20 protein-coding genes are annotated in these 20911 nt (G+C 39.3%); 6 read left to right on the top strand and 14 right to left on the bottom strand.

Features of this window, described 5'->3' with window-relative positions:
• Window positions 1–23: 23 nt before the first annotated feature.
• Both LT679_RS03655 and LT679_RS03660 read right to left on the bottom strand, forming a co-directional pair.
• Window positions 24–254 (bottom strand): hypothetical protein, encoded by a 231-nt coding sequence (locus tag LT679_RS03655; protein WP_232175617.1) that lies wholly within the window; start codon window positions 252–254, stop codon window positions 24–26.
• A gap of 1306 nt (window positions 255–1560) precedes the next feature.
• On the bottom strand, window positions 1561–3027 hold the full coding sequence (locus tag LT679_RS03660) for a HEPN domain-containing protein (RefSeq protein ID WP_232175619.1): 1467 nt from the start codon (window positions 3025–3027) through the stop codon (window positions 1561–1563).
• A 138-nt stretch (window positions 3028–3165) separates the two neighbouring features.
• Between LT679_RS03660 and LT679_RS03665 the strand changes: the two genes are divergently transcribed.
• Entirely contained in the window at window positions 3166–3552 is a 387-nt protein-coding gene (locus LT679_RS03665; protein ID WP_232175621.1) for a helix-turn-helix domain-containing protein, read from the top strand.
• Between the two features lie 76 nt (window positions 3553–3628).
• On the opposite strand, the gene LT679_RS03670 is transcribed toward LT679_RS03665, so the two are convergent.
• The 3 genes from LT679_RS03670 to LT679_RS03680 all read right to left on the bottom strand — a co-directional run bounded on the left by LT679_RS03670 (window position 3629) and on the right by LT679_RS03680 (window position 7064).
• Window positions 3629–4819: an AlbA family DNA-binding domain-containing protein gene (locus tag LT679_RS03670; protein WP_232175623.1), complete on the bottom strand. Its 1191-nt coding sequence runs from the start codon at window positions 4817–4819 to the stop codon at window positions 3629–3631.
• 102 nt (window positions 4820–4921) lie between these two features.
• Window positions 4922–5794: a hypothetical protein gene (locus tag LT679_RS03675; RefSeq protein ID WP_232175625.1), complete on the bottom strand. Its 873-nt coding sequence runs from the start codon at window positions 5792–5794 to the stop codon at window positions 4922–4924.
• A complete protein-coding gene (locus LT679_RS03680) occupies window positions 5787–7064 on the bottom strand; it encodes a hypothetical protein (RefSeq protein ID WP_232175626.1) in 1278 nt (425 codons plus the stop codon). Before LT679_RS03680 ends, LT679_RS03675 begins: the two co-directional genes overlap by 8 nt.
• Before the next feature lie 110 nt (window positions 7065–7174).
• Between LT679_RS03680 and LT679_RS03685 the strand changes: the two genes are divergently transcribed.
• A complete protein-coding gene (locus LT679_RS03685; RefSeq protein WP_232175627.1) occupies window positions 7175–7741 on the top strand; it encodes a hypothetical protein in 567 nt (188 codons plus the stop codon).
• A 243-nt stretch (window positions 7742–7984) separates the two neighbouring features.
• Here LT679_RS03685 and LT679_RS03690 read toward each other — a convergent pair whose 3' ends face one another.
• From LT679_RS03690 to LT679_RS03720, 7 genes are all read right to left on the bottom strand, one after another.
• The gene (locus tag LT679_RS03690; protein ID WP_232175628.1) at window positions 7985–8143 is read right to left on the bottom strand and encodes a hypothetical protein; all 159 of its coding nucleotides are present in this window, start codon (window positions 8141–8143) and stop codon (window positions 7985–7987) included.
• A 60-nt stretch (window positions 8144–8203) separates the two neighbouring features.
• Window positions 8204–9208, bottom strand: a complete 1005-nt coding sequence (locus LT679_RS03695; protein ID WP_232175629.1) for a PDDEXK nuclease domain-containing protein — start codon at window positions 9206–9208, stop codon at window positions 8204–8206.
• A gap of 105 nt (window positions 9209–9313) precedes the next feature.
• Window positions 9314–10597, bottom strand: a complete 1284-nt coding sequence (locus LT679_RS03700) for a site-specific integrase (RefSeq protein ID WP_232175630.1) — start codon at window positions 10595–10597, stop codon at window positions 9314–9316.
• Between the two features lie 488 nt (window positions 10598–11085).
• Window positions 11086–11859 (bottom strand): NARF domain-containing protein, encoded by a 774-nt coding sequence (locus LT679_RS03705; RefSeq protein WP_232175631.1) that lies wholly within the window; start codon window positions 11857–11859, stop codon window positions 11086–11088.
• Window positions 11846–12262 carry a Mov34/MPN/PAD-1 family protein gene (locus LT679_RS03710; protein WP_232175632.1) on the bottom strand — a complete coding sequence of 139 codons (417 nt, stop codon included), beginning with the start codon at window positions 12260–12262 and terminating at the stop codon, window positions 11846–11848. Before LT679_RS03710 ends, LT679_RS03705 begins: the two co-directional genes overlap by 14 nt.
• A 50-nt stretch (window positions 12263–12312) precedes the next feature.
• On the bottom strand, window positions 12313–13959 hold the full coding sequence (locus LT679_RS03715) for a ThiF family adenylyltransferase (protein WP_232175633.1): 1647 nt from the start codon (window positions 13957–13959) through the stop codon (window positions 12313–12315).
• Window positions 13959–14906, bottom strand: a complete 948-nt coding sequence (locus tag LT679_RS03720) for an SMODS domain-containing nucleotidyltransferase (RefSeq protein ID WP_232175634.1) — start codon at window positions 14904–14906, stop codon at window positions 13959–13961. The genes LT679_RS03715 and LT679_RS03720 overlap by 1 nt, the downstream gene beginning before the upstream one ends.
• 1220 nt (window positions 14907–16126) lie before the next feature.
• On the opposite strand from LT679_RS03720, the gene LT679_RS03725 reads away from it, so the two are divergent.
• The 3 genes from LT679_RS03725 (at window position 16127) to LT679_RS03735 (ending at window position 18062) form a co-directional block, all read left to right on the top strand.
• Entirely contained in the window at window positions 16127–16417 is a 291-nt protein-coding gene (locus LT679_RS03725; RefSeq protein WP_232175635.1) for a helix-turn-helix domain-containing protein, read from the top strand.
• 104 nt (window positions 16418–16521) lie between these two features.
• Complete coding sequence (locus LT679_RS03730; protein ID WP_232175636.1) at window positions 16522–16857, top strand: plasmid mobilization protein; 336 nt, start codon at window positions 16522–16524, stop codon at window positions 16855–16857.
• A complete protein-coding gene (locus LT679_RS03735) occupies window positions 16854–18062 on the top strand; it encodes a relaxase/mobilization nuclease domain-containing protein (protein ID WP_232175637.1) in 1209 nt (402 codons plus the stop codon). Before LT679_RS03730 ends, LT679_RS03735 begins: the two co-directional genes overlap by 4 nt.
• Window positions 18063–18078: 16 nt before the next feature.
• Here the strand turns inward: LT679_RS03735 and LT679_RS03740 are convergent, their stop codons facing one another.
• Both LT679_RS03740 and LT679_RS03745 read right to left on the bottom strand, forming a co-directional pair.
• A complete protein-coding gene (locus tag LT679_RS03740) occupies window positions 18079–18444 on the bottom strand; it encodes an RNA recognition motif domain-containing protein (RefSeq protein ID WP_232175638.1) in 366 nt (121 codons plus the stop codon).
• A gap of 164 nt (window positions 18445–18608) precedes the next feature.
• Window positions 18609–19004, bottom strand: a complete 396-nt coding sequence (locus tag LT679_RS03745) for a helix-turn-helix domain-containing protein (RefSeq protein ID WP_232175639.1) — start codon at window positions 19002–19004, stop codon at window positions 18609–18611.
• A 141-nt stretch (window positions 19005–19145) separates the two neighbouring features.
• Here LT679_RS03745 and LT679_RS03750 point away from each other — a divergent pair, with 141 nt between their 5' ends.
• The gene (locus LT679_RS03750) at window positions 19146–20621 is read left to right on the top strand and encodes a HEPN domain-containing protein (RefSeq protein WP_232175640.1); all 1476 of its coding nucleotides are present in this window, start codon (window positions 19146–19148) and stop codon (window positions 20619–20621) included.
• The last annotated feature ends 290 nt before the right edge of the window (window positions 20622–20911 follow it).

Raw genomic sequence — 20911 nt, forward strand, 5'->3', positions numbered from 1 at the left:
TAAACTGCGTGGCGGGAATACCATTATCCTTTATACAGAAAAGGGGCAATCCAATTTGCAAACTGGTCAACATTCGTCAGGATTCCATAACTCACCGGGGAGCTTTTTTCAGGGAATCGCAGTAAATTTATTCCGGAGCCTTTCTCAAGGTCGTCCAGTAATATTGTTAAGTAAATGGCTAAATTTTCGGACTGCCCTAACTGGTGCATGTCTTCGATGGTGGCCAAATCCACCGTGATAATTGAATTAATCATAATCGCTTTATTATAAATAGTCTCTAAAAATCGAAACGACCGTTTTTTTCTTAAAATATTTTTGTCTAAGCGCCTGGGCTTACAGCTATTTATAAATACACCGGTTTTAATTTTATCTAGGAAATTTTCGCTTTTTTATTAAATAAAAAGATAGCCTCACTTGGGAAGCCAACTGCTAAAAGAGGACCGGCTAACTGGAAAGTATGACCAGTCGGTACTATTCGGGTTTAAGCCGGGTGTTATGCCATCTTGATTTATTATCTAACTCGGCACTCATGGTTTTGAATCTTATAAATCCGACTTCGGAGGATTTTCACTTAATGGCAGTTTTCCCCGGATGCCGGGGCAAGATTCAATTGTGACACAATTGTACATCTTGCTAACTGCTGCGAAGCGGGCAGTTTCATATTCCTACCAGCGGATCATAGGCAATTTTGGTGTATTCAAAAGTCTTTCGTCCATTGACTCCATAGGATAAAAGGCCTCTGATAGCTGCCTCATTCAAGGCTTATTCGTATCCAGTTTAATAATCGACTACATGTCTTTCAACGGTATGATAAATCATTTCTTTATTCAAATTTAGCCCGCCTGAACCCGTTTATTTCTATCACCGAAACTTTCTAGTTTCCGGTACTTTTTGACCAGATCAACTGATTTGATTTTAGCGTTTTAACCGGGTATATCTTTTATAATTATATAACACAGCACATCTGCTTATTTCCGTTTATAGAAGTATAGAATTCTATAATCCTCCCTAACTGCTTATAGCATTATAGATTTATAGCATGCTATGATTTTAGATTGCTATATTTCTATAAACCTAAGTTGCTACAATTATAGGATTCTAATCATGTAAAGTAACGACGGTTCCCATCTACCCGTGCGACCCTCCCGGATAGCTATTTTTCAAAATAAAAAACGGTAAAAAAGAAAGTCAAAGGAGCGGTCGTAAGGCAGAGCGGGAGAACTATAAGTCCCGAAGGGTGGACGGAGCATAGCGGAGGACATTATGCGTTCGTACGCGATGCCTGACCGAGATTGACGCCGCTTTTGTCCGTTTTCTTTCGAAAATAGTGTTGGCGTCCATGATCGGAGCAATCGCTGTTCGCGTCAGACAAATACGGACAACCGTTTTTGTCTCTCAAACGGAGGCTTTTGCAGCGCAGCAAAAATGCCGGAGTTGCGGTAGGGAAAGTAGCGGCATCCTGCCTGAAAAGGCAGATATAGCGGAATGCCCGAGCCGAAGGCACCGCCCATGTTAAAGATCTACAAAACAGAAAGTGTCAACGGCCTTTTGATATAGGGTTTATTCTCTCAATTTATCCATGGCTTGCGTATAAAATCCTTCGGCCGTTATAAAAAGCTTGCAGACCATATCGGACAAAGCTTTTACCATTTCCGAATCAGCATTGAAATCGTCTTTATACCTGGCAGACGTGTAAGAACTTTGCAGCAAGTCAAAAAGCCCGGCATCCTTGCCAGGACCGATCTCAAATATACCCCTCAAATCATCTGTAAACATCAAAGTAAGCCGTAACATCCGCTCTAAATTATGAATCGACAGACGGTAACCTAAATTGATCCATATGATTGCACTTAAAGCGCTCTCTACGGCCTGATGCATGAGAAATAGCGAAAGGCCATAGTTACCTTCATCATAGGAATGCAAAGCCGTATCTAAAAAGTCTTTCCCCTGTTTGCCCCAACGCTTCCAGATCGCTTCGTTTTGCATTTGAACTAAGCCCTTATCAACAGATGGTAATTTCGGTAGCGCAAGCTCAGCTGACCGATAGGCAATTTCGCACTTCGCCAAAGCATTGCAGAAAAAGCGGCCACCTTCACTAATCCCCCTAATGAAAGCATCGGATTTATGCACTATCACACAAACATCAATCAGGGGTTTACAGATCGCTTCTATGGTATGTATGATATCATGTTCAAATGACTTGTCTTTCTCGTCCGTTACCACCAACAAATAATATGCCTCTGGTTTGGAATGTGTGCCCAAGTGAATGATCATTTGTACGGAAGGAACACGGTTTCGTATGATCTTGACCAATTCATCTAGTCCCAGTTTCTCTGTAACAGTAAGCGTGCCATTGAAAGCACAATTCAAGTGAACCAAAGACAACTCAGACCGCATTTGATCAATTGCCAAATTAGGCTCCTCGATTTCAAACCTTTTTAGAATCGGCGACTCTATCTCGCGTTGCCTTATGACCCATGCCGCTTCATAGAGTTTTTGCAGGTTTTCATAAACGTAAATGATATCTGATGCTTCAAGCGTCTCATCTGCAGCACTGGTAGATAACGCGGTTTCCAGCCATTCTCTAAGCAGTTCACCATATTGCCCGACTGTGTATGCCTTAAAAAAATGAGCAATAGCAAGGTAAGGGTTGATCACTTCTTCTTCTGAAAGGTAAACCGGGTAATCTATCCAACTTAACTGTTCCAACTGTAATTGTGCATTAACATTGAGGCGAATTTTGACTAGGCTTTGCTTAGCCGATCTTGACAAATTTAGGATGTATAAAGCCTCGATCAGGCTCATGGTTAGCTTATGCGTAAATAATAAGCTGACCGGACCACTACTTTTGTCTTTATAGTAAGCATCTTCAATCACATATTTACGCCAGCGCTTCAAACTGTCCAGATGGCCCGTAAGCCAATCCACTGAAAAGAAATCCCTAATCACCATCAACGGATCATTAACTTCCTGTTCGGTAATATATCGTGGGTGAAAATCTGATAAGTTAAAGTGATGGATTTTCATGGCACTTATGTTAATCCGGCCTACATTGACCGGCAACACAAAAGAATAGCAGACCAATAGCGTAGCGAACCATATCGATTTGTATTTTACAAATTATGGGTTGTTTTGTACATTTACGATAAATAATACCTTTGAACGATGGCAGAACCAACTTTACATATCGGCAGAAAAATCAGTAAACTTCGCGAGCTACGTGGAATTAAGCAGGAAACATTGGCAGCTGAATTGGGTATAAGCCAGCAAGCTATTTCTAAAATTGAACAAAGTGCCGAAGTAGAAGATGAAGCCTTATTGAAGATTGCAAAAGTTCTAGGGTTATCATCTGAAGCCATTAAAGCCTTTACAGAAGAAGCTGTGTTTAATATTATATCTAATACGTTCCAGGATAGTAGTTCTAATAACAACAATTACATGTGTACATTCAATCCTATAGAAAAGATAATAGAATTGTATGACGAAAAGGTTGCTTTGCTTGAACGTCTTTTACAGGTGGAAAAAGAAAAGAATGAATTGCAGAAGAGGTAATAGCTCCTTAAAATAATTTGTACAATACTTATTAAATATCAAAGTCAATAATCTATTATATACAGACTCTTGAATTTTATTTGATAATTATGGCCAGTTCCTTTCTAAGTGGGTTTCTTAGATTTCGGCCATATATAATGCACTGAACAGGTAAAGTTGTTCCCGGTGGTATGTCACCAAATGCAATACGGATTGGCGCTTTGAAAGCTTTTGTAGATATATTGTGCTTAATGTCACCTAACATTGCATTAATTACGTAAAATCCTTCTTCCTCTTTGACTTCAGGATAATTTAGTTCGTCAAATTTGGGAGTTCTTGGTGAGTATGGTATCATAGGATTTCTGGGTTCTCTATGAATGTAATAAACCTTCTCCGCAATAAGCATTTTTTTCAGTTTTGGAATCATCAAACTAATAGATGCGTCTTCGAGGTAAGCCTCACCTGTATTTAAAATCTCTAGATTCAGTTTAAACGCCATTTCTTCAAAAAGATAGAAATAATCGTCATCACGATATGTTTCAGAAACTTTTTCAAGATTACCTTTTAAAGTTTCTATGTCTCTATTTTCATAGGGTACCGGTTCCCAAATGGCCAAAAAGTTATTTCTAATTGATGCTTGATATTGATAATCGTTCCTGCTTTTTAAACCCTCTTTATGAGCGATAATTTTTTCTAATTTCTCCTTGGCCTTTTTAGAAGGAAATTCCAGGTTCCGTAATGGCTCTATAGTTAACGAAGTACTTTTATTGCATGAAAATTCAACAGTTATAATGCCATCAAAGTCCTGTTGTTCAATTCTGGCTCCATAAATGCGCTCAAAATCACTCCTTGTCGCCATAACCTGATAACTTCCCTTTCTTACCCAGCATTCATTTGCCTTTAAAGCCAGCTTACCATTTTTATAAAATACATCCTTTGACGTCATGTAGGGTTGTTCACCCGGATTTTTGATAGCGAGTATCATCAGGTTAAAATTCTTATAAGAAAATGAAGTGTATGAAACTTGAATGTCAGGCGTGATATTGGCATGAATGTATTGCTGAATATGCGCGGAGTCGGTATTGCTTTCAATATTGAAAAGAGCAATCTCACCATCTTTTTTCTTAACGCCAATTACGATGTAACGATCCCCTTTCACCGGGGAATTAGCGAAAGCTAATACATCTTTTATTAAATGAGGTTTATTGTTTTCGTTATATTCCTCTTGCTTGAAATCAAGAAATTCACATTCGTTATGAAACTCAATAAGTTCTTCTATAGAATACATACTGTTAATAAATTTAAGGAAAGGTTTAGCATAACACACAAAACTACAATGGTAGTGGGCGTTTTGTAAGTTTAAATAAATAACAACATTTGGAAATGCTGTTTATTGATTATTTAAGGTTAACCACGATTCGATGAGATAACCGTTCTGGTTAAAACGGTAATTGAAACGATTTAAGCGAAGGACTACATCGCCTGTTCCGTCACCGGTGATTACTTGATAACGGCCATAATTTAAATCAATAAATTCGGCTCGATTCATTGGATATTCGTAATGAGTAACTTTGATCATGTGTAAGTTCACTAACCCGCCGTCGTAGCGATGAAGGGGAATAAATTCATTGCCGAAAGCCTCCGGAATCGTAGCCCAAGCTTCGGATTGAATATTGATCTCCTTTTGCGCGCCGAATTCATCATTTGGCCGATACTTGTAAGCGGCCTTCGCTAAAATGTCATATATAGTTTTATTGACTTGCCTTAATTCTTTAGCTCTGACAGAGAAGCCATCGTCATATTGGAAGTTGCTGAGTTTGCCATTAGTGAAATAAAGATAAGTTTTGATCTTTGGGGAATAGAACATACCGTTATGAGCAATATTAGCAAAATTTAAAACTTTTGCAAGGAACTCTGCCGATAGCGATTCATTTTCTATCCCGGATTCCAGAATCTGCATAATATCACCACTGGTGTAGTATTTGGCTACCGAAAATCCTTCCATGGCTTTCTTTAATTCCCGGCTATCGATAAACGTGACTTTTTTATCCGTATGTATAAAAACGATGCTGCGGGTAAATATTTCAAAAGCGATGTTCGTTATCTTTTGGCTTTTAGACTGAAAATAAAAGAGCAATTGATCCGGGTGATAGCCCATGTATTCGGCACATCCAACAAAAGATAAAGCAGCCATTTCAACAGGCGCTTGACGATAACCATTACCGTCTGCAATGAATACTCCGGTAGACGTTCTGTTAAGCATGAATATCTTTTGGCAAATTGTTCATTTTTTGACTAATAAATTGATGTACCCGATCTAGTTCGGCATTGCTGAATGTAACGCCGAAAAGTCGTTCGAAATGTTTAAGCTGCTGTGTTATGTTAGTGCTGTTCTGAAATAATTCCCAAATATTTGTTAGTCCTTTAAAACGATTAATTACCCGCCGATCTTTGAACCAGTCTATCGATTTGGTAACAGCTTTCCCTAAAATTTTGGCATAATTAATCTCACTTAGGCCATCCTTCAAATGATTGGTTTTAATCAAGTTATTTGCACTCTTGTCAAGATCAGCATCTTGAAAAATATCCAAATGGTTATGCACTAATCGGAGATTTTTGATTTCATACTTCTTTGTGAAGGTCGCCCAAAAATCATTAAAAGCACGCCGCGCTTCCAATTGTTGTTTTATAGCCGGAGATTCGTATATCTGCTGTTCTAATGCGATAAACCGTTCTCGTAATTCCTGAAAATCAGCTCGTAATTGTATGAGTTTGGTAGGGATTTCACTAATGTTATTGAGTTGACTTAAAAGAATATTTGTAAATGGGGGAATCGGTAAATAAGAATAGCCTAAATTTTGAAGGAGTTCATCAAGTTGAATTTGATGAAGCGCCGCAAGCTTCCGCAAAGCATCTATTGAGTAAGGCACTTTCCTGATTTCGTTAACCTGTTGACCAAATAGTCCAATCGGTAACGTCGTTTGAATACTGGATGTATTAGAAACGCTTATCAGATTACTGATTAAAGCATGTGTAGTTGTACGTACTTCAGAAACAATAAATTCTTTTTCCTCGTTAAATGCGCCTGTAACCAATGGTAGCATATCTGCTGTTTTGCTCACATCACTTTGACTAAAATAATCGGTTTTCAAGTTTCGGCCATATTGACTGATGAATTCTTGTTCGGCCTCTTTTTTACTTTTACCCTCTCGATCTATTTTGAAGATCACCCGTGAAGGTGCTTCCAACACTCCACTAACAAATTTTAGTCCAGTCTCACGTACAAGCATATTCAGAATCGGTCGGCCACTGGGGAAGATTGCTGCTGCGGTTAAACTTAGATGATTAAGTTCATCAAGCGAGGTATAGAATTCCGAACAACCAATAAACGACTCGATAAAGGTGTTTAGCGAAAATATAAATTCAGGTGTTGGTTTGCCATAGCCACCAAGACAGTAGTCTAATTCGTCCAATAAGCTTAAGCTAATATATGCACTATTATAATTGACGGTGTCTTGGATTAGGTTGTCCATAAATCAAATGTAACTGTTTTCCAAATAACTCAGGGTTTTGATTTTTTAATGAAAGCTGTCGCATTTGTTGATTTGGCTCGTAGCTTAGTAGAGGACTTACAACCATAATCATGAATCTTAAAGTCAAGATAACAAGAGATTTTATCGATCCAATAAAATGTTACCTCGAAGATGCTTTGGTAGCTGAGAGAGATGCTGTAAAAAGTGATTATTATCAGCGGAATCACGTTCGTGTCGTTTTCTCTGTTATTGAAGGCACCATCCATATTCTGAAACAAACTTGCCTCACTGCGGCTATCCATGCCAAAAAGCTTACTCCTGGTGATTATGCGCTTCTGCAAGAGTTAAGTTTTGATCTGAGTCCAAAAGGTGAAGTCGTTGAGAACCCAAAGTTTATACGACTTGATACCAATTTTAAATATTGCGTAAAATCTTTAAATAAAGTGTTCCTATTGAACTATCACATTGATACCAATGGTGCTGACTGGAATCATTTTAAAAAAGCCATATCGATTAGGAACAGACTTACGCATCCTAAAGGTGTCCAGGATATGGTTATCACATCCGCTGACGCCGAGATTTTAGTCAAAGTAAGCGGTTGGTTTTGCGACTTCACTCACCAAGCCGTTACAGGCATTCTCGCTAAAATTCAACCTTCTCAAGTGATGGATGGATAAGATTTGCTTTTTTGGTAGTAAATAAAGAAGCAGATTCTTAATGCGGAAGGATGGGTTTGAAACCTGAATAACACAAGCTGGATTATAAGGGGATAGTATTGGATTCACCAATAATTAGTAGGCATTAAGTAATGTGTACCACAGGAATCAAATTTAAAAACCCTCTGTAACTACAAGTTACAATTTTTTTCAGAGGCAAAAAAGGCCAGGAAATCCCGGCCTTCAATAGTTATCTAAAAGGATTTATTTCTTAATTTCCGAAAAGGTTAGTTTATTAATAACAGCTTTCGCCTCTTCAACTTTTTTAAGGACGAATGGATCATTAGAATGATCTTTTACATCTTTACTTATTGTAACACGTCCGGAATTTGCCTGATTCTTAGCTTTTTTTCTTTCGGTCATAATGCTGATTTTAAATAATAAAGGTAAGATATTAACTATTAAATTTAACAGAGTGAAACACTAACCCTCCTTTTGAAAGTCACTTTGCCTTTCAAAAATTTCGCGAAACTTTCTCTGTAATGCCTTTTTCTCCGGCAATATAGTCTGATATTCTGCAACCATAGCAGGGGATAAGTTGCGGCTCAATGCGTATTCAACAACCTCAACATCTTTGTTCTTACAAAGTAAGATACCAATTGATGGATTTTCATGCGCCTTTTTAATATCCCTATCTAAAGCTTCCAAGTAAAAGTTTAACTGACCCAAATGTTCAGGTTTAAACTTGTCTGCCTTTAATTCAAAAGCTATCAAGCATTGAAGCGTACGGTGATAAAATACCAAATCGATAAAAAAGTCACTGTTGCCCACCTGTATTCTATACTGCTCATCCATGAATAGAAAGTCCTTACCCAGCTCTAAAATTACGTTTTTCATTTGCGCAATTAAAGCGTCCTGAAGTTCGCCTTCACTATGAGTGTCGGGCAGTTTAATAAACTCGAAAATGTAAACATCCTTAAAAGCGTTTGTAATATCGTGTTTTAATTCTCTCATCACTGGTGAGAGTTTTTGATTTCCTATCATCACCCGCTCAAAAGCCCCACTGTTTATCTGACGGTCAAGTTCCCTGGAACTATACATTTCTTTGGCACACAACCGCAGGTAAAATTCCTTTTCCTCAATAGACTTGCAACGGCTGAAGATCGCTAAATTGTTTGTCCACGTATTTTCTCTCAGCATTGCTGAGAGTTTTGGATGATCTCTATAAGTTTCAAAGAATTGTTTCATTCGCCAAAGGTTTTTATCCGAGAACCCTTTAAGATTCGGCTCGGCGCGTTGAATATATTCGGCTAAAGCCGGCACGACTGATTTTCCCCAGTCTTCAGTTGAAATTCTGTGGCTAATGTATTCGCCAATGTTCCAATACAAGTCAATTAATGCCGTGTTGACAGCTTTAAATGCGTTGAAACGGGACTGTTGAATCAATTTAACTACCTCTGTAAATTGATTTACTATTTGTTTTTTCATGGTCTTACCATCTTATTTTGCAACCTGATGTCCAATTTGGCATCACCTTGTTATATTATCACTGTTAGATGAGCTATTGTATTTGATCAAGAATAAACTTGCTCTTTAGCTTGCCTTGTTAAATTTGAGTTTGGAAATTGATCGACGATTATTACTGCGAACTGGTGCGGAGGAAAGCCTCTCTCGCAGCATGTTCATATCATCGCTTACTTTCCGCTCTACTACTTTTGCATAGATCTGTGTAGTTCTGATGGTCGTATGGCCTAGCATCTTACTTACGGTTTCAATTGGGACACCGTTAGAGAGTGTTACAGCTGTTGCAAACGTATGGCGGGCGACATGGTAGGTCAGTGTCTTATTAATTCCGCAAAGGTCGGCTACTTCTTTTAAATAGCTGTTTAGTTTTTGATTAGATATGCGGGGTAACAGTGTTCCTTCTGCTATTGCTTTTGGGTGTGTTTTATAACGTTGAATAATTTTGGCGGCTTGGGGCAGCAGTGGCACGTTGACAGCGATCCTTGTCTTCTCACGGGTGGTTTTGATCCATTGACTTTGATCAATTCCCTGTACCAGATTCTCAGGAGTTAATTCCATTACATCTATGTATGCTAAGCCTGTATAGCAGCTCAATACGAACAGGTCGCGTACGTATGCAATGCGTTCAATGGTCAACTTTTTGCTTTCGATTTTATTTAGCTCCGCGACTGTAAGAAAACCGCGCTCGGTTTTATTGAACTTTAATTGAAACAAAGAGAAAGGGTCTTTTTCAAGCCAGCCCATTTTGACAGCAAGCCGAATTATCTTTCGAAATCTCTCTAAATGCTTCATCAAGCCATTATTCTCTAATTTCTTCTGATGATCTTCCGGCTGACGCCTTCTCAGGAAATGTTCCAGTTTAGATATGAAACTATAATCAAGCTCTGAGAGATAAATATCCGAGCGCTTGAATTCGACCTTAACAAATTCTTTGAGGTAAGAGGCAGTGGTGTAGTAGTTTTTCATGGTACCACGCGCCAGCACATCCTTCATGTTGGTATTGTGGTACTCTACGATAGCGTGCAATGTATGCTCTGAATCTTTGACGCCTGAAAAAAGATTTTTGAGCACCTCTGCTGTGATAACTTTTTTATTGACCTGTAATTCCTGATAGTGACCAGCCATCATTCCTCGAAGCTGTTCGAGATGGGTGTTGAGTTTACGTAATTCGTCATTTTTGGGTCGGGCCTGACCTCTTGCTTCATTCCAGTCGGCCAATGCGACCTGGCGCTTTAAAGCGACCTCTGAACGGCTTTTGTTTACAACGATCCGCATGTAAATAGCCGCCAGTCCGTTCTTACCTCGGTTTTCCCTTAAGATAAAGTGAATCCCGAATGTGTTGGTTGTTCTCATCTTTTCCAGATTTTAGATAATTAATGAATTGTTTTGAACTGTTATGGCCAAAACTGTTCACCGGAAAGAAAAAGAAGTGATCTAAATGCGTTCTTTTAAGTCTAAATTTAAATGACGTAAATTATTGTACATCAGTTAGTTAAACCCTTTCTGGTGAACAAATCTAAAAAAGATATTTTGTTCACCTCTTTGTTCGCATAAAACATGGAATAGTATGTACTGAAAAGGATTTGAATAAAACAAAAAACCCTGTAAATGAGACATTTACAGGGTTTTGATACTTGTTGGTATCGCTTGTTGTCGGGATGGCAGGACGATAACCTATGCTTGTAAATCCTTTAATGTCAACTTGTTATTTGAAACAAATCAAAGCAGGTGTTCACTTAAGTAACGACCTGTTTTCAAACTTAAAGATAAGCATTTAGTTGATATTAAAAAAAGTATTCGTCCTACAAGGAATTTTGTCAAGTCTAGTTTTAAAACGTTGACTAATTGTCATTGGCATCTTCTATTAGCCTAATAACCTCCGCATATTTCAAGGTTGAAAGTATACTATGGTACAACGTAAACAAAGAATTGGAAAAATTTAACTTCGAATTGGGGGTCAGCCGCCCTGTACTATAAGCAACGTAATGCACATCTTCCTCTTCATTTAATGCCATCAGTTCATCAATTTTCTCTTGTGTCAATTCACCGTTTGGTGTATTAAAAACCATTAAATCATGATCCGGTAATTCATCAAATGTACCTACGACCCTGCAAACTACTTTTTTAAATTTTAAGCGTTTCAAGAAGGTCTGTATCTTCTCATTGGTATCTTCGTCACCACTTATAACGAGTATCTTCTTTGTATTCCGAAGCTTGTTGTCAAATGTCTCTGTCTCGATCAGACGAATTATGTCATCTCGCTTCTTTTCTACAATAGAAGCAACGGTATTTGTGACCAGTTTACGGACATAGATGATTATCCCTACAAAGCCAATTAAAAATGCGCCCACCGTTCCGGGTACGCCAAGAAACAACAAAAGATCAAGTTGTTTTTGTGCATCCTCAATTTTTTCCAGTCCTGCTTTTACATCTTTATCAACCTGGTTTTTTAGCGTCTCTGCTCGTGCATCAGCTCTCAGCTCAATATTTTGTTGGTACTGTTCAACCGCCTTTACCCGCAGTTCCAATTCACTTACTTTAGGGTCGCTTTTCGCAAACGAATATTGCCAGGCTGAAAAACAAAGCACAACTGTCAGTAATCTAAATATTTTCATAACTGTAAGTTCTTTTATTCATATAAACGTAAAATGCAGGTTTGCACTTTTTCCGATCAAGACCTAATATTAACATGATAGGATGGTCTATAGAAACAGCATCTGACGCTACTATTTCTTTAAGAGCATTCAAGTCGGTGTAACTTGGGATCGGGGCCGCATTAGGATGGGTGTGCCATTCCCCAACGTATATTTTAGGTTTTTCCTCTTCATAAACGGCTTTCAGTCGCTCCTTCAAACCTTTGTCCCCACGTTCAAAACTTGATGGCGATGATCTATAGTCGTCCGGTAATAAAGTTCCTGTAATAATAACTTGTTGCTGACCCTCCATATAATATCCGATCAATATCCCACCAAATTCTTTAGGATAATGTTCTCTACCCACTGTTTCTATAGAAGACATAAGTGCGTCATCAATGTTAATGGTCAGATCAAGCTCTCTGTTAATTAAAATCAAAATGTGATCGATTTTATTTGAAAATCATTCCCTTCGCTTGCTGATAGATAAAAACTACGTAAAGGTTTTGCGCTCATTAAAGTCAAATTGATCTGTTTAATCGCGTACTGAACCAAAACGGAAATATCGTTGTAACCCGCTCTAAACGTCGGATTCCAGCACCCGGTAGGGTTATAAAGGTCTTCTTCGACCTCCTTATTCAAAAGTTTCAACACATGTACCAAGGACATGTATAAATTTGGATTTACCGCACAAATCAACTCTTGCGCATGGTTAGTAATTGACAAGTTGACCACATTTGCATCAAGCTCCAGACGGTCAATTAAATGTGCCAAATCATTATCGGCAGTACAATCTATTACAAGATCGTATCCGTTAAAGTATTCCCGAAAAAATTTCTGACCGTCCAGATCCTCCCATAAGAACTTTACGCCGTCAGTGATCATTACATTTCCTGCGGTTTCTATAAACGGCGAAATATCATTCAACTGCACACGCAATTCATCAACCTTATCATTGACCCCGGTTGAAAACTGATATTCAGACCGGCAAACGTTTCCGGGTTCTTTAGCATCATAATCCACCAGATCGATCTTTTTGCAACCACCTCTGCAGAGCGTTTGAGCAACCATACTGCCAATAGCGCCAATACCAATAATCAAGATCTTGGAGTCGGTAAGTTTACTGTCAAGTAAACCTCTGCCGAAAAAATATTCATAGCTGCAATTCTTCGTGTCGCCCCACAATATTTGTTGTTTTTTTAAGCGGGTGATATGGATAGTTCTTGCACCAGCAATTTTATCAACAAAGACAGGAAAATTACCCTTTTCAACATTGATTAACTGCCAGTGTATCTCATTATCGCTAATAGGATATCCTAATAGAACGCTTATTTTAAGATAGTTTTGCTGTCGTAAAGATCTTTCCGTAGCAGCAAGGAGATCTACAAAATCCTGCGGTAAAACCCCATTAAGGTCATCCCAATCTTCGACCATAAATCGCTTATTTTTAACTGGAGGCCCTTCTAAAAAAACAAACATTCCCTGATGTGGATGAAGGGCCTTGTAACCTTTATTCCACTTACATTCTACATCCTCGCCTTTAACTTTAATCGATTGAAGTATGTAGGTTGCCGTACGAATACCTTTGACCTTACCTTCAGCTAATAATGAATAGTTTATGGTGCCATGATCCCCGGGCTTAAATACATGATTCAAGTCCGTAAACAGCATAACCTGCCTAATCCCAGAAACTGCCACCATGGGCGTGATAACGTGCTCATAATGGCTATCAGCACTTTGGTCAATAAGATATTTCTGCATCCAGGCTTTTAAGGATGCAATATCGATATGAAGTTTCTCCATCAGGCTTGGATGATGACTTGTATGAATACAAATCGAACCGTCCGCGTTTACATGATCGTAAATGATCAGGTCTTTATTAAGGAATCTGATGGTCTCCATATTATGAAATTGTGCTGGGTAAGGGCGCTCGATGAAAACAGTGAAATTTTCCTTCCTGTCACCAACAGTAACCTCTAAAGAACCCTTTACAGTAGTATTATCAATAGTAAAGGGTTCTATGATGGTTACATTTTCAATGGAGCCAACGACCGAGACAATTTGTTGCAGCCGTTCCTTCATTAGCCAAAACGTGTTACAGGTGGAACAGAGAATCCTCCGCCTCCATAACTATTCTTTTGGTCGTTTAGCGGAAATTTATCGTTGAGCGGAAAGTATAATTTAATATTGTCGCTATTCTCATCAACACGCTTTACAATATTAGCCATATCATCGCTCATGACGGTCTTATCCCAATCACTTAACGAATCCGCAACTTCGTTGCCGGTGTTACCTGGATCAGAAAGTGATACCGTCTTGACATTATCACGAATATACTCCAGCACGATTTTAAGCATATCCCAAAGACTTCCGGAAACGTTTTTTTTATCAAATGCTTTAATAACGATCAATTCGATGAAGAAAGATTTTGGCACCTTATTATTGTGAATTTTCCAAACCTTCAATAATCTGATTATCTTACGGAGATCATTGCGGTTCGCGTTATCCCGAATGTTTGAAACCTGAGCACTTACATTCGTTCTAATATAATCACTACCTTCCGCTATCTTACCAAATTGGGAATAGACGTAAAGGTTAAGTTTTCTGTCTTCGGGGTATTGATCTTTATTCAATTCACGGCCAGGCACCACATCGATTTTAATGACGTGTCCGTCTCCATCCGCATAAAATTCGATACCGATAGAGACCTTTTGTCGCCTAACGTAAGCTGTTCCCTGATACTTTTCGTTGAGAAAGTCATAAACGCTTTCGTACATCTCCTTTAACGTACTAAAAGCGTTGCGTTTAAACGGAGCCATCAGGTCGAAATCAAATTTCTTGTTGACGGCCGTATTCTTCGCGTAAGAACCTGAGTTAAAAGGTGAGTAAATATCGGTCCCGTATTCTTCGTTAAGAGCTGTAACGATATCATCACGTTTTGATTTGTGCTTGTCAAGTAGGGCCTGCTCTTTAGAAATCTTGTGGGTCGTCAGTACATCATTAAGGTGCTTGCTTCTATCTGTTGCCATTGCGCACCTCCTGATTTAAGAACACACCTTTGAAATGAATTTGAGTTTTAACTCGCTCGGAGGGGCTAAACACCCGATTTAATTTTGTAAAGTTCACCATACTGCTGGTATTAAGTTAAAAATTCCATGGCTAAAGCCAAGGGTTAGTTATCGCGGCCAACCGGAATTAAAAACATTGCAGTAGGGATGATTGATAGTGAAAACAATTCTTACCTTTGCGCAGATTTTTAGAACCTTCTATGTTTATACAACATTGTGGCCTATGAAGTCTGCATGGATCGTCGAAAATTTTTGCGGGCTTCATAACAAGGTCTTCAATACCAATGCCAACGCCACTTTTTTGTTGGCGCTAATCTCAATGATTTACTAACATCGATAGCGAATCAATCTTTAAAAAGAGACTTTACCAACCAAAATACTAATATTTTTAACACTACGTAGCTTTTAATCTTATAAGCTGTGTTGAAAACATAAAGTTATACACTGTGGCAGTTACGTCAGCATGGCAGCTTTTAATAAACAGTCTTGTGACAAAATTGAAATTACCTGTCAGTTAGTGTGTTTTAAACACTATTGTTTAATGAATACTATCAGCCGCTTTTTTATAAACTTAATAATAAGAGTACCTGAATTCAGGATATTAAATAATATTCAGAGGGTTCTTATAAGGTAAAATACTGCGTGTTATTTTGCCGTAACTTGGCGTCTAACCGACAAAAACTATTTTTTCACTCTGAAATTATTCAGCCATAGCTAATAAACTAGAGCAAATAGCGCTAAAATCTCCTTTTTCATAAATGCCGTATAGCAGACAGCAACGCTTTTAGAGTTCTAATATAATTTCTATCCTGACAATCCGCGATTTCGTATTCCGCTTCCTCATGAATAGCCGACCCTAAGGTTATGAACCTAATTGCACAAATAATATAGATTGTTCAAACTCCGACTCGGATAAACTCGGAGTAAATTCCAATTCCTTCAACTCATCTTTGGATAAAATATCCTACCTCGTACATGAGGTGTGATATATATTTATATCAGGTCAGCACCTTTGTACTTAAACAAACGCAGGGTAAAAAAGCACCCAAGGTGTGCGCACGTTGTGAGCTATCCTTAATGGAAGGGTACAACTTTGTTGCAAGGGTACAACTTCAAAGTTGTACTTGTGGAGCATCTGACAGGAATTTAGGTTTGAGTTTTATATCAGTAAATTAATAATTATGGCAGCAGAAATCATCACGAAGGAAGACTTGCAGGAGTTTGGAGAACGACTGCTTAGTCAAATGAAAACACTGATCAGCGGCGGTTCAAATGAAGAGCCAAGGAAGTTTTTAAAGAGCTACCAGGTTAAGAACCTGCTCAAGATCTCCAGCAATACACTACAAACGCTCAGAGATAACGGCACTATTCCCTTCACTAAGATCGGCGGTATCCTGTATTACAATTACGAGGATATCATGAAGGTTTTAAAGGGAGATGTTAAAAGCAAGCGGATCAGTTTTAGTAAATAGATATGTGTTCAGCGTTTAGGAGCAAGCCATGTTTTCGCTACGCTTAAACGGCTTGCTCCTTCGGAGGTAAGCAAGATTTTGCACTTCGTTTAAAATCTAAGATCATGGGAAGACCGGCTTTACAGGAAGAGGATAAAAGGACTATACAAGTCAATATCCGGCTAACGAAACAAGAAAACGATATGGTGTGCAACTATGCCCAGGCATCGGCAATGACACCAGCCAACTGGATCAGGCAGAAAGCATTTACCGGCAGGTTCCCTGCCATCAAGCTGTCACCGCTTAAAGCCGAATTGTACCGGGAGCTGCACAAGATCGGTGTTAACCTGAACCAGGCAGTAAAACAAGTTAACGCGGGTAAACTATCACCGGCATTCTTGACGATACTGACTACTTTGATCAAAACACAGAAGGACATATTTAACTGCTTAATGAAATGACAGCAGACCAGGTAAAAGGAAAAGGATTCAGGGGCGCATTGCGGTACAATCTGCAAAAGGTTGAGCATGGTAAGGCGAAAGTCCTGGATATGACTTTTACATCGGGCAAAGAGGATCCTATCATGCGTGAGGTGGCTTTGGTCAGAATGTTAAGGCCAAACCTTCAAAAATACTTCTATCATACTTCGCTCAACTTTCCGCCCAATGAGAACCTGGGTGATGAACAAATGAACCTAATTGCAAATGAATATTTGACCAACATGGGATTTGACCAGCACCAGTATGCCATCTTCCGCCATTACGATGCCGATCATCCACACCTGCACATCCTTGTCAACCGTATAGGCTATGATGGTACAGTCGTGTCTGACAGCAAAGATTACCAACGCAGTGAACAGGTGCTGAGAAAGTTGGAAAAGCAGCATGGCTTAACAGAGGTCATCTCCAGCAGACAAGCGCAGGAACGGGCCATGACCAAGAATGAACTGGAGATGATGAAGCGAACGAATGTGCCGTCCTCCAAAATGCAGTTACAGGAGATCATTAAAGATGTGCTCAGTAGAAAGCCGGATACCGCACGGTTCATTCACGCTTTAGAATCTAAAGGGATCAACGTATTATTTAACCAGGCCAGCACCGGCTTTGTCAGCGGCATATCCTACGGTTATGAAGGTATGCAGTTCAAAGGCGCTCATTTAGGTAATGCTTACAAATGGCAGGCCATTAAAAATGCTATCAGTTATGAACAAGAAAGAGATCGCCCAGCAATTTACCAGGCAAATGTTAGGACAAGAGACTTCCAACAATCAGCAAGAGCCGGTAAAACCACCACAAGAGGAACAGCAACCGGAAATGAAGCAGATACAAAAGTTACTGCCGGAAATAGAAAAGCTATACAGCAAGGCGCTGGAAAACTACAGGATCAGATCAGAGCAAAAGATAGCAGACACCAGCAGGCGGCTGGAGCTGATGGACAGCACAGCAACGAATCTGGCGTTCCAAATCAAAAGTATCGTATACAGCGCGGAACAGATCTACAAAGCCAACAACAAGGTAGGCAGCAGGTGGGTCATCAGGCTTTACCTGGTAGCGATCTTATCGGAAATTTGCTCGGCACTAGTCACCCTGCTGGTGATATGGATCAAAGTGCATTGAATGAGTTCAAACGCAAGCGTAAGAAGCGAAAAGGGCAAAGATTGGGCTAACAAATAAGCCTATCTATTACAAAACCCTTCTCGGCCTTTTCTTTCGTTCCTCGGTGCCTGGCCTGGATACTTTTTGATAAACGGGCTGTCTCTGTGAAGTAAATGCTTTAGGCGCGTGGCTTTGTTTTGCAGCGGGTTCTTCATTAATCTTCACGGTGAGTTGTTTCCCGCTCATGTCAGCGCCATCCAGTGCTTCGGCGGCAGCTTCAGCCCCTTTTCGGTCATTCATTTCGATAAAAGCATAGCCTTTACAGATGCGCGTTTTCTTATCACGAACGATCTTAATAGTGCTGATGTCACCATGAGGTGCAAATAACTTAGCCAGCTCCAGTTCGTCGATCTCTAAAGGAAAGCCGCCAACAAATAATTTCACTAATTCCATAAGTTGACTGCAAATGTAGAGATATAGAAAAATAGATTTGTGCATTTGTAGAAATGACCATTTCTGTAAATGCAGAAAGTTAGAAATGCAGAAATATGCATTTCTAATAAATAAACTATCCATGGCTGACTGCAAATAAAAAAAGCCTCTTGCGGAGCTTCAAATTATTTTGAGTTTTTTAACAGTTCGATTTTCTCTCGCTCACTAGCTAACAGTTGCTCATAGAGTTTTTTGTTTTCTTCATACACTTCAACCAATTTGTCAATTGGATTGAATGTGCTATTAAAAGCATAAACAGCACCGTTATTCGTGCTATTATCGTTAAATGTATTAAAGTAGTTAACAACGGCTTCTTCACTGAAGTTCTTGATTGCCTCCGGCGTTACACCTAATACCTTTGCGATTTTACTTAAGGCATCTTCTTCAACATCAGAACTTTGTTCAATCTTAGAGATTGCTTGTTGACTGATACCAAGTTCTAAGGCAAGCGTTTCCTGCTTTATACCGCGTAATTCGCGAATCTTGCTGATCTTTCTTCCAATGTGTAAAGTCTCTGCCATGGCGTAAATGTATCAATTATTGTAAATGTACGAAACAACCGCATTATTGTAAAGTACAAATCGCTGTGGTTCGGCACATGGTTACACTGCTATTCTTTTGTGTTGCTGGTCAATGCAGGCCCGGTAACAATAGCATTAGTCATGGACTTAAAGCAATACGATGTACAGAACTTTCATCCGAGATATCTTGATCAGGACGATGTCAACGAGCCTTTGAAGGTCATCAGTGATTTCTTTTCAGCTGATTGGTTACCCGGACATTTAGAAAGCTTGTTCGATTGGCGAAAACATGTGATCGAAGAGGGGTATTACACGGATGAACATAAGAAAAGTCCAGCCGGATTGCTTTTTACACACCAATTAAATGCCACGCTAATTGAAGCTATATACTTAATCAGCCGTACCAAAAGGGCAATGAAACTTGCTGATGCCATTCATATTAACTTTGAAGTACAATTGAAGCAGGAAGAGCATGAATGGCTGCATTATCCTTTTTACCTATCCTCAGCCGAACGTATCAATCCATATTATGCTATTAGTAACGTCTTTAAGGCCTACACAGTTGATCAGTATCTTGATTTACTTTATGAGTGGCTGGAAACGGGTCTTTCCAATCATTCAGCTGATGAGTTCTTAGATACCAGCGATGTGATCTATTTCTACGAGAACATGCAAAAGCTTTATGAGGCCGCATGGATCATTAAGCAGCGCGAGATAGAACCAACATTTAAAAAGGGCCCTGATGAGTATGATGAGATGGTAACAGTGCAAGCGAAACGTTATCCTGTAAAGTTGCCATTACTGAATTTCAATTGCAGATTTAACGAAGCTATTACACCCGCTGAACAGCATGGCTTAGATCAACTAGTTGAGATCATACTCAAAGAAATCGAGTCTGTATTAATGATTATTCACCTTGGGACACATCCTGATCCTGACACGTTTTATCTGCTAATTATCACAGAGGAGAAAGACAAAACACCAGAGCATCAACTCTTAGATAAGATCGAGAAGAAATGCGGACATCTCATCAATGTCTGCGCGATTGTTCACAAGTCGGATGCTTTTCTTAGGGGGCTTGAGGAAGGAAGCCACTTTTTTATTAATGCTTTACAAAAAAATAAAATAGCATACCGATCATCCAAACTGGAGTTACCCGAACTACAAAATCCCGATGAAAAGTCTATCAGAGGTCAGGTAGAAGCTAGATGGAACCGTTGGGGTAAGCAAGGAAAAGACTTTCTCGATACATCTTTAACTTGCGTTGATGATGGTAATTATAACTTAGCGGTGTTCCTGATGCACCAGGCAGTAGAAAGCACGTTAAGTGCCATTATACGGGTTAATTTAGGTTATCGGCTTTCCATTCATAATCTGGCCAGGCAGCTAAGGATAACATTGATCTTCACAGATGACTTGAAAAATGTGTTTGACTTTAGTGAGGTAGACGATGTGCAGCTTTTCGAGTTGTTACAAACTGCCTATTCGGCAGCACGGTATAAAGATGATTTTTACGCTGACAAGGAAACTGTAAAGGCATTATCGGATAAGGTTTGCAAGCTTTTTATAACTGCTGAAGGAATGTATCACCAGATAATAGAACAAATGAAAGATTAGCCCTCGCAGGAAGGCAGTCGGTTGCATTTCACCAACGCTATCGCTCCGGGTTCCATTACACCGACAGCCTTGCTGCCACACAGGCAATACTGTGGCTCGTTATCTCTCGCCATAAAATTGCCTTTCCCTCTGCATGGCAATTGACCACTGCACCGCCATCACAAAATTAGCGTCGCAGGAAAACTGTCAAGGGTATATAAACGCTGCAATTAATTTGATTTATAGGCAGCAGCGCCCTTGACAGTTTTCCTGCTTGCTGCTGCCGGTTGTTTAAGCGATGCAATGGAACT

Origin of the sequence: Mucilaginibacter roseus (assembly GCF_021215455.1) — a bacterium.
In the GTDB taxonomy this organism is placed as follows: domain Bacteria; phylum Bacteroidota; class Bacteroidia; order Sphingobacteriales; family Sphingobacteriaceae; genus Mucilaginibacter; species Mucilaginibacter roseus.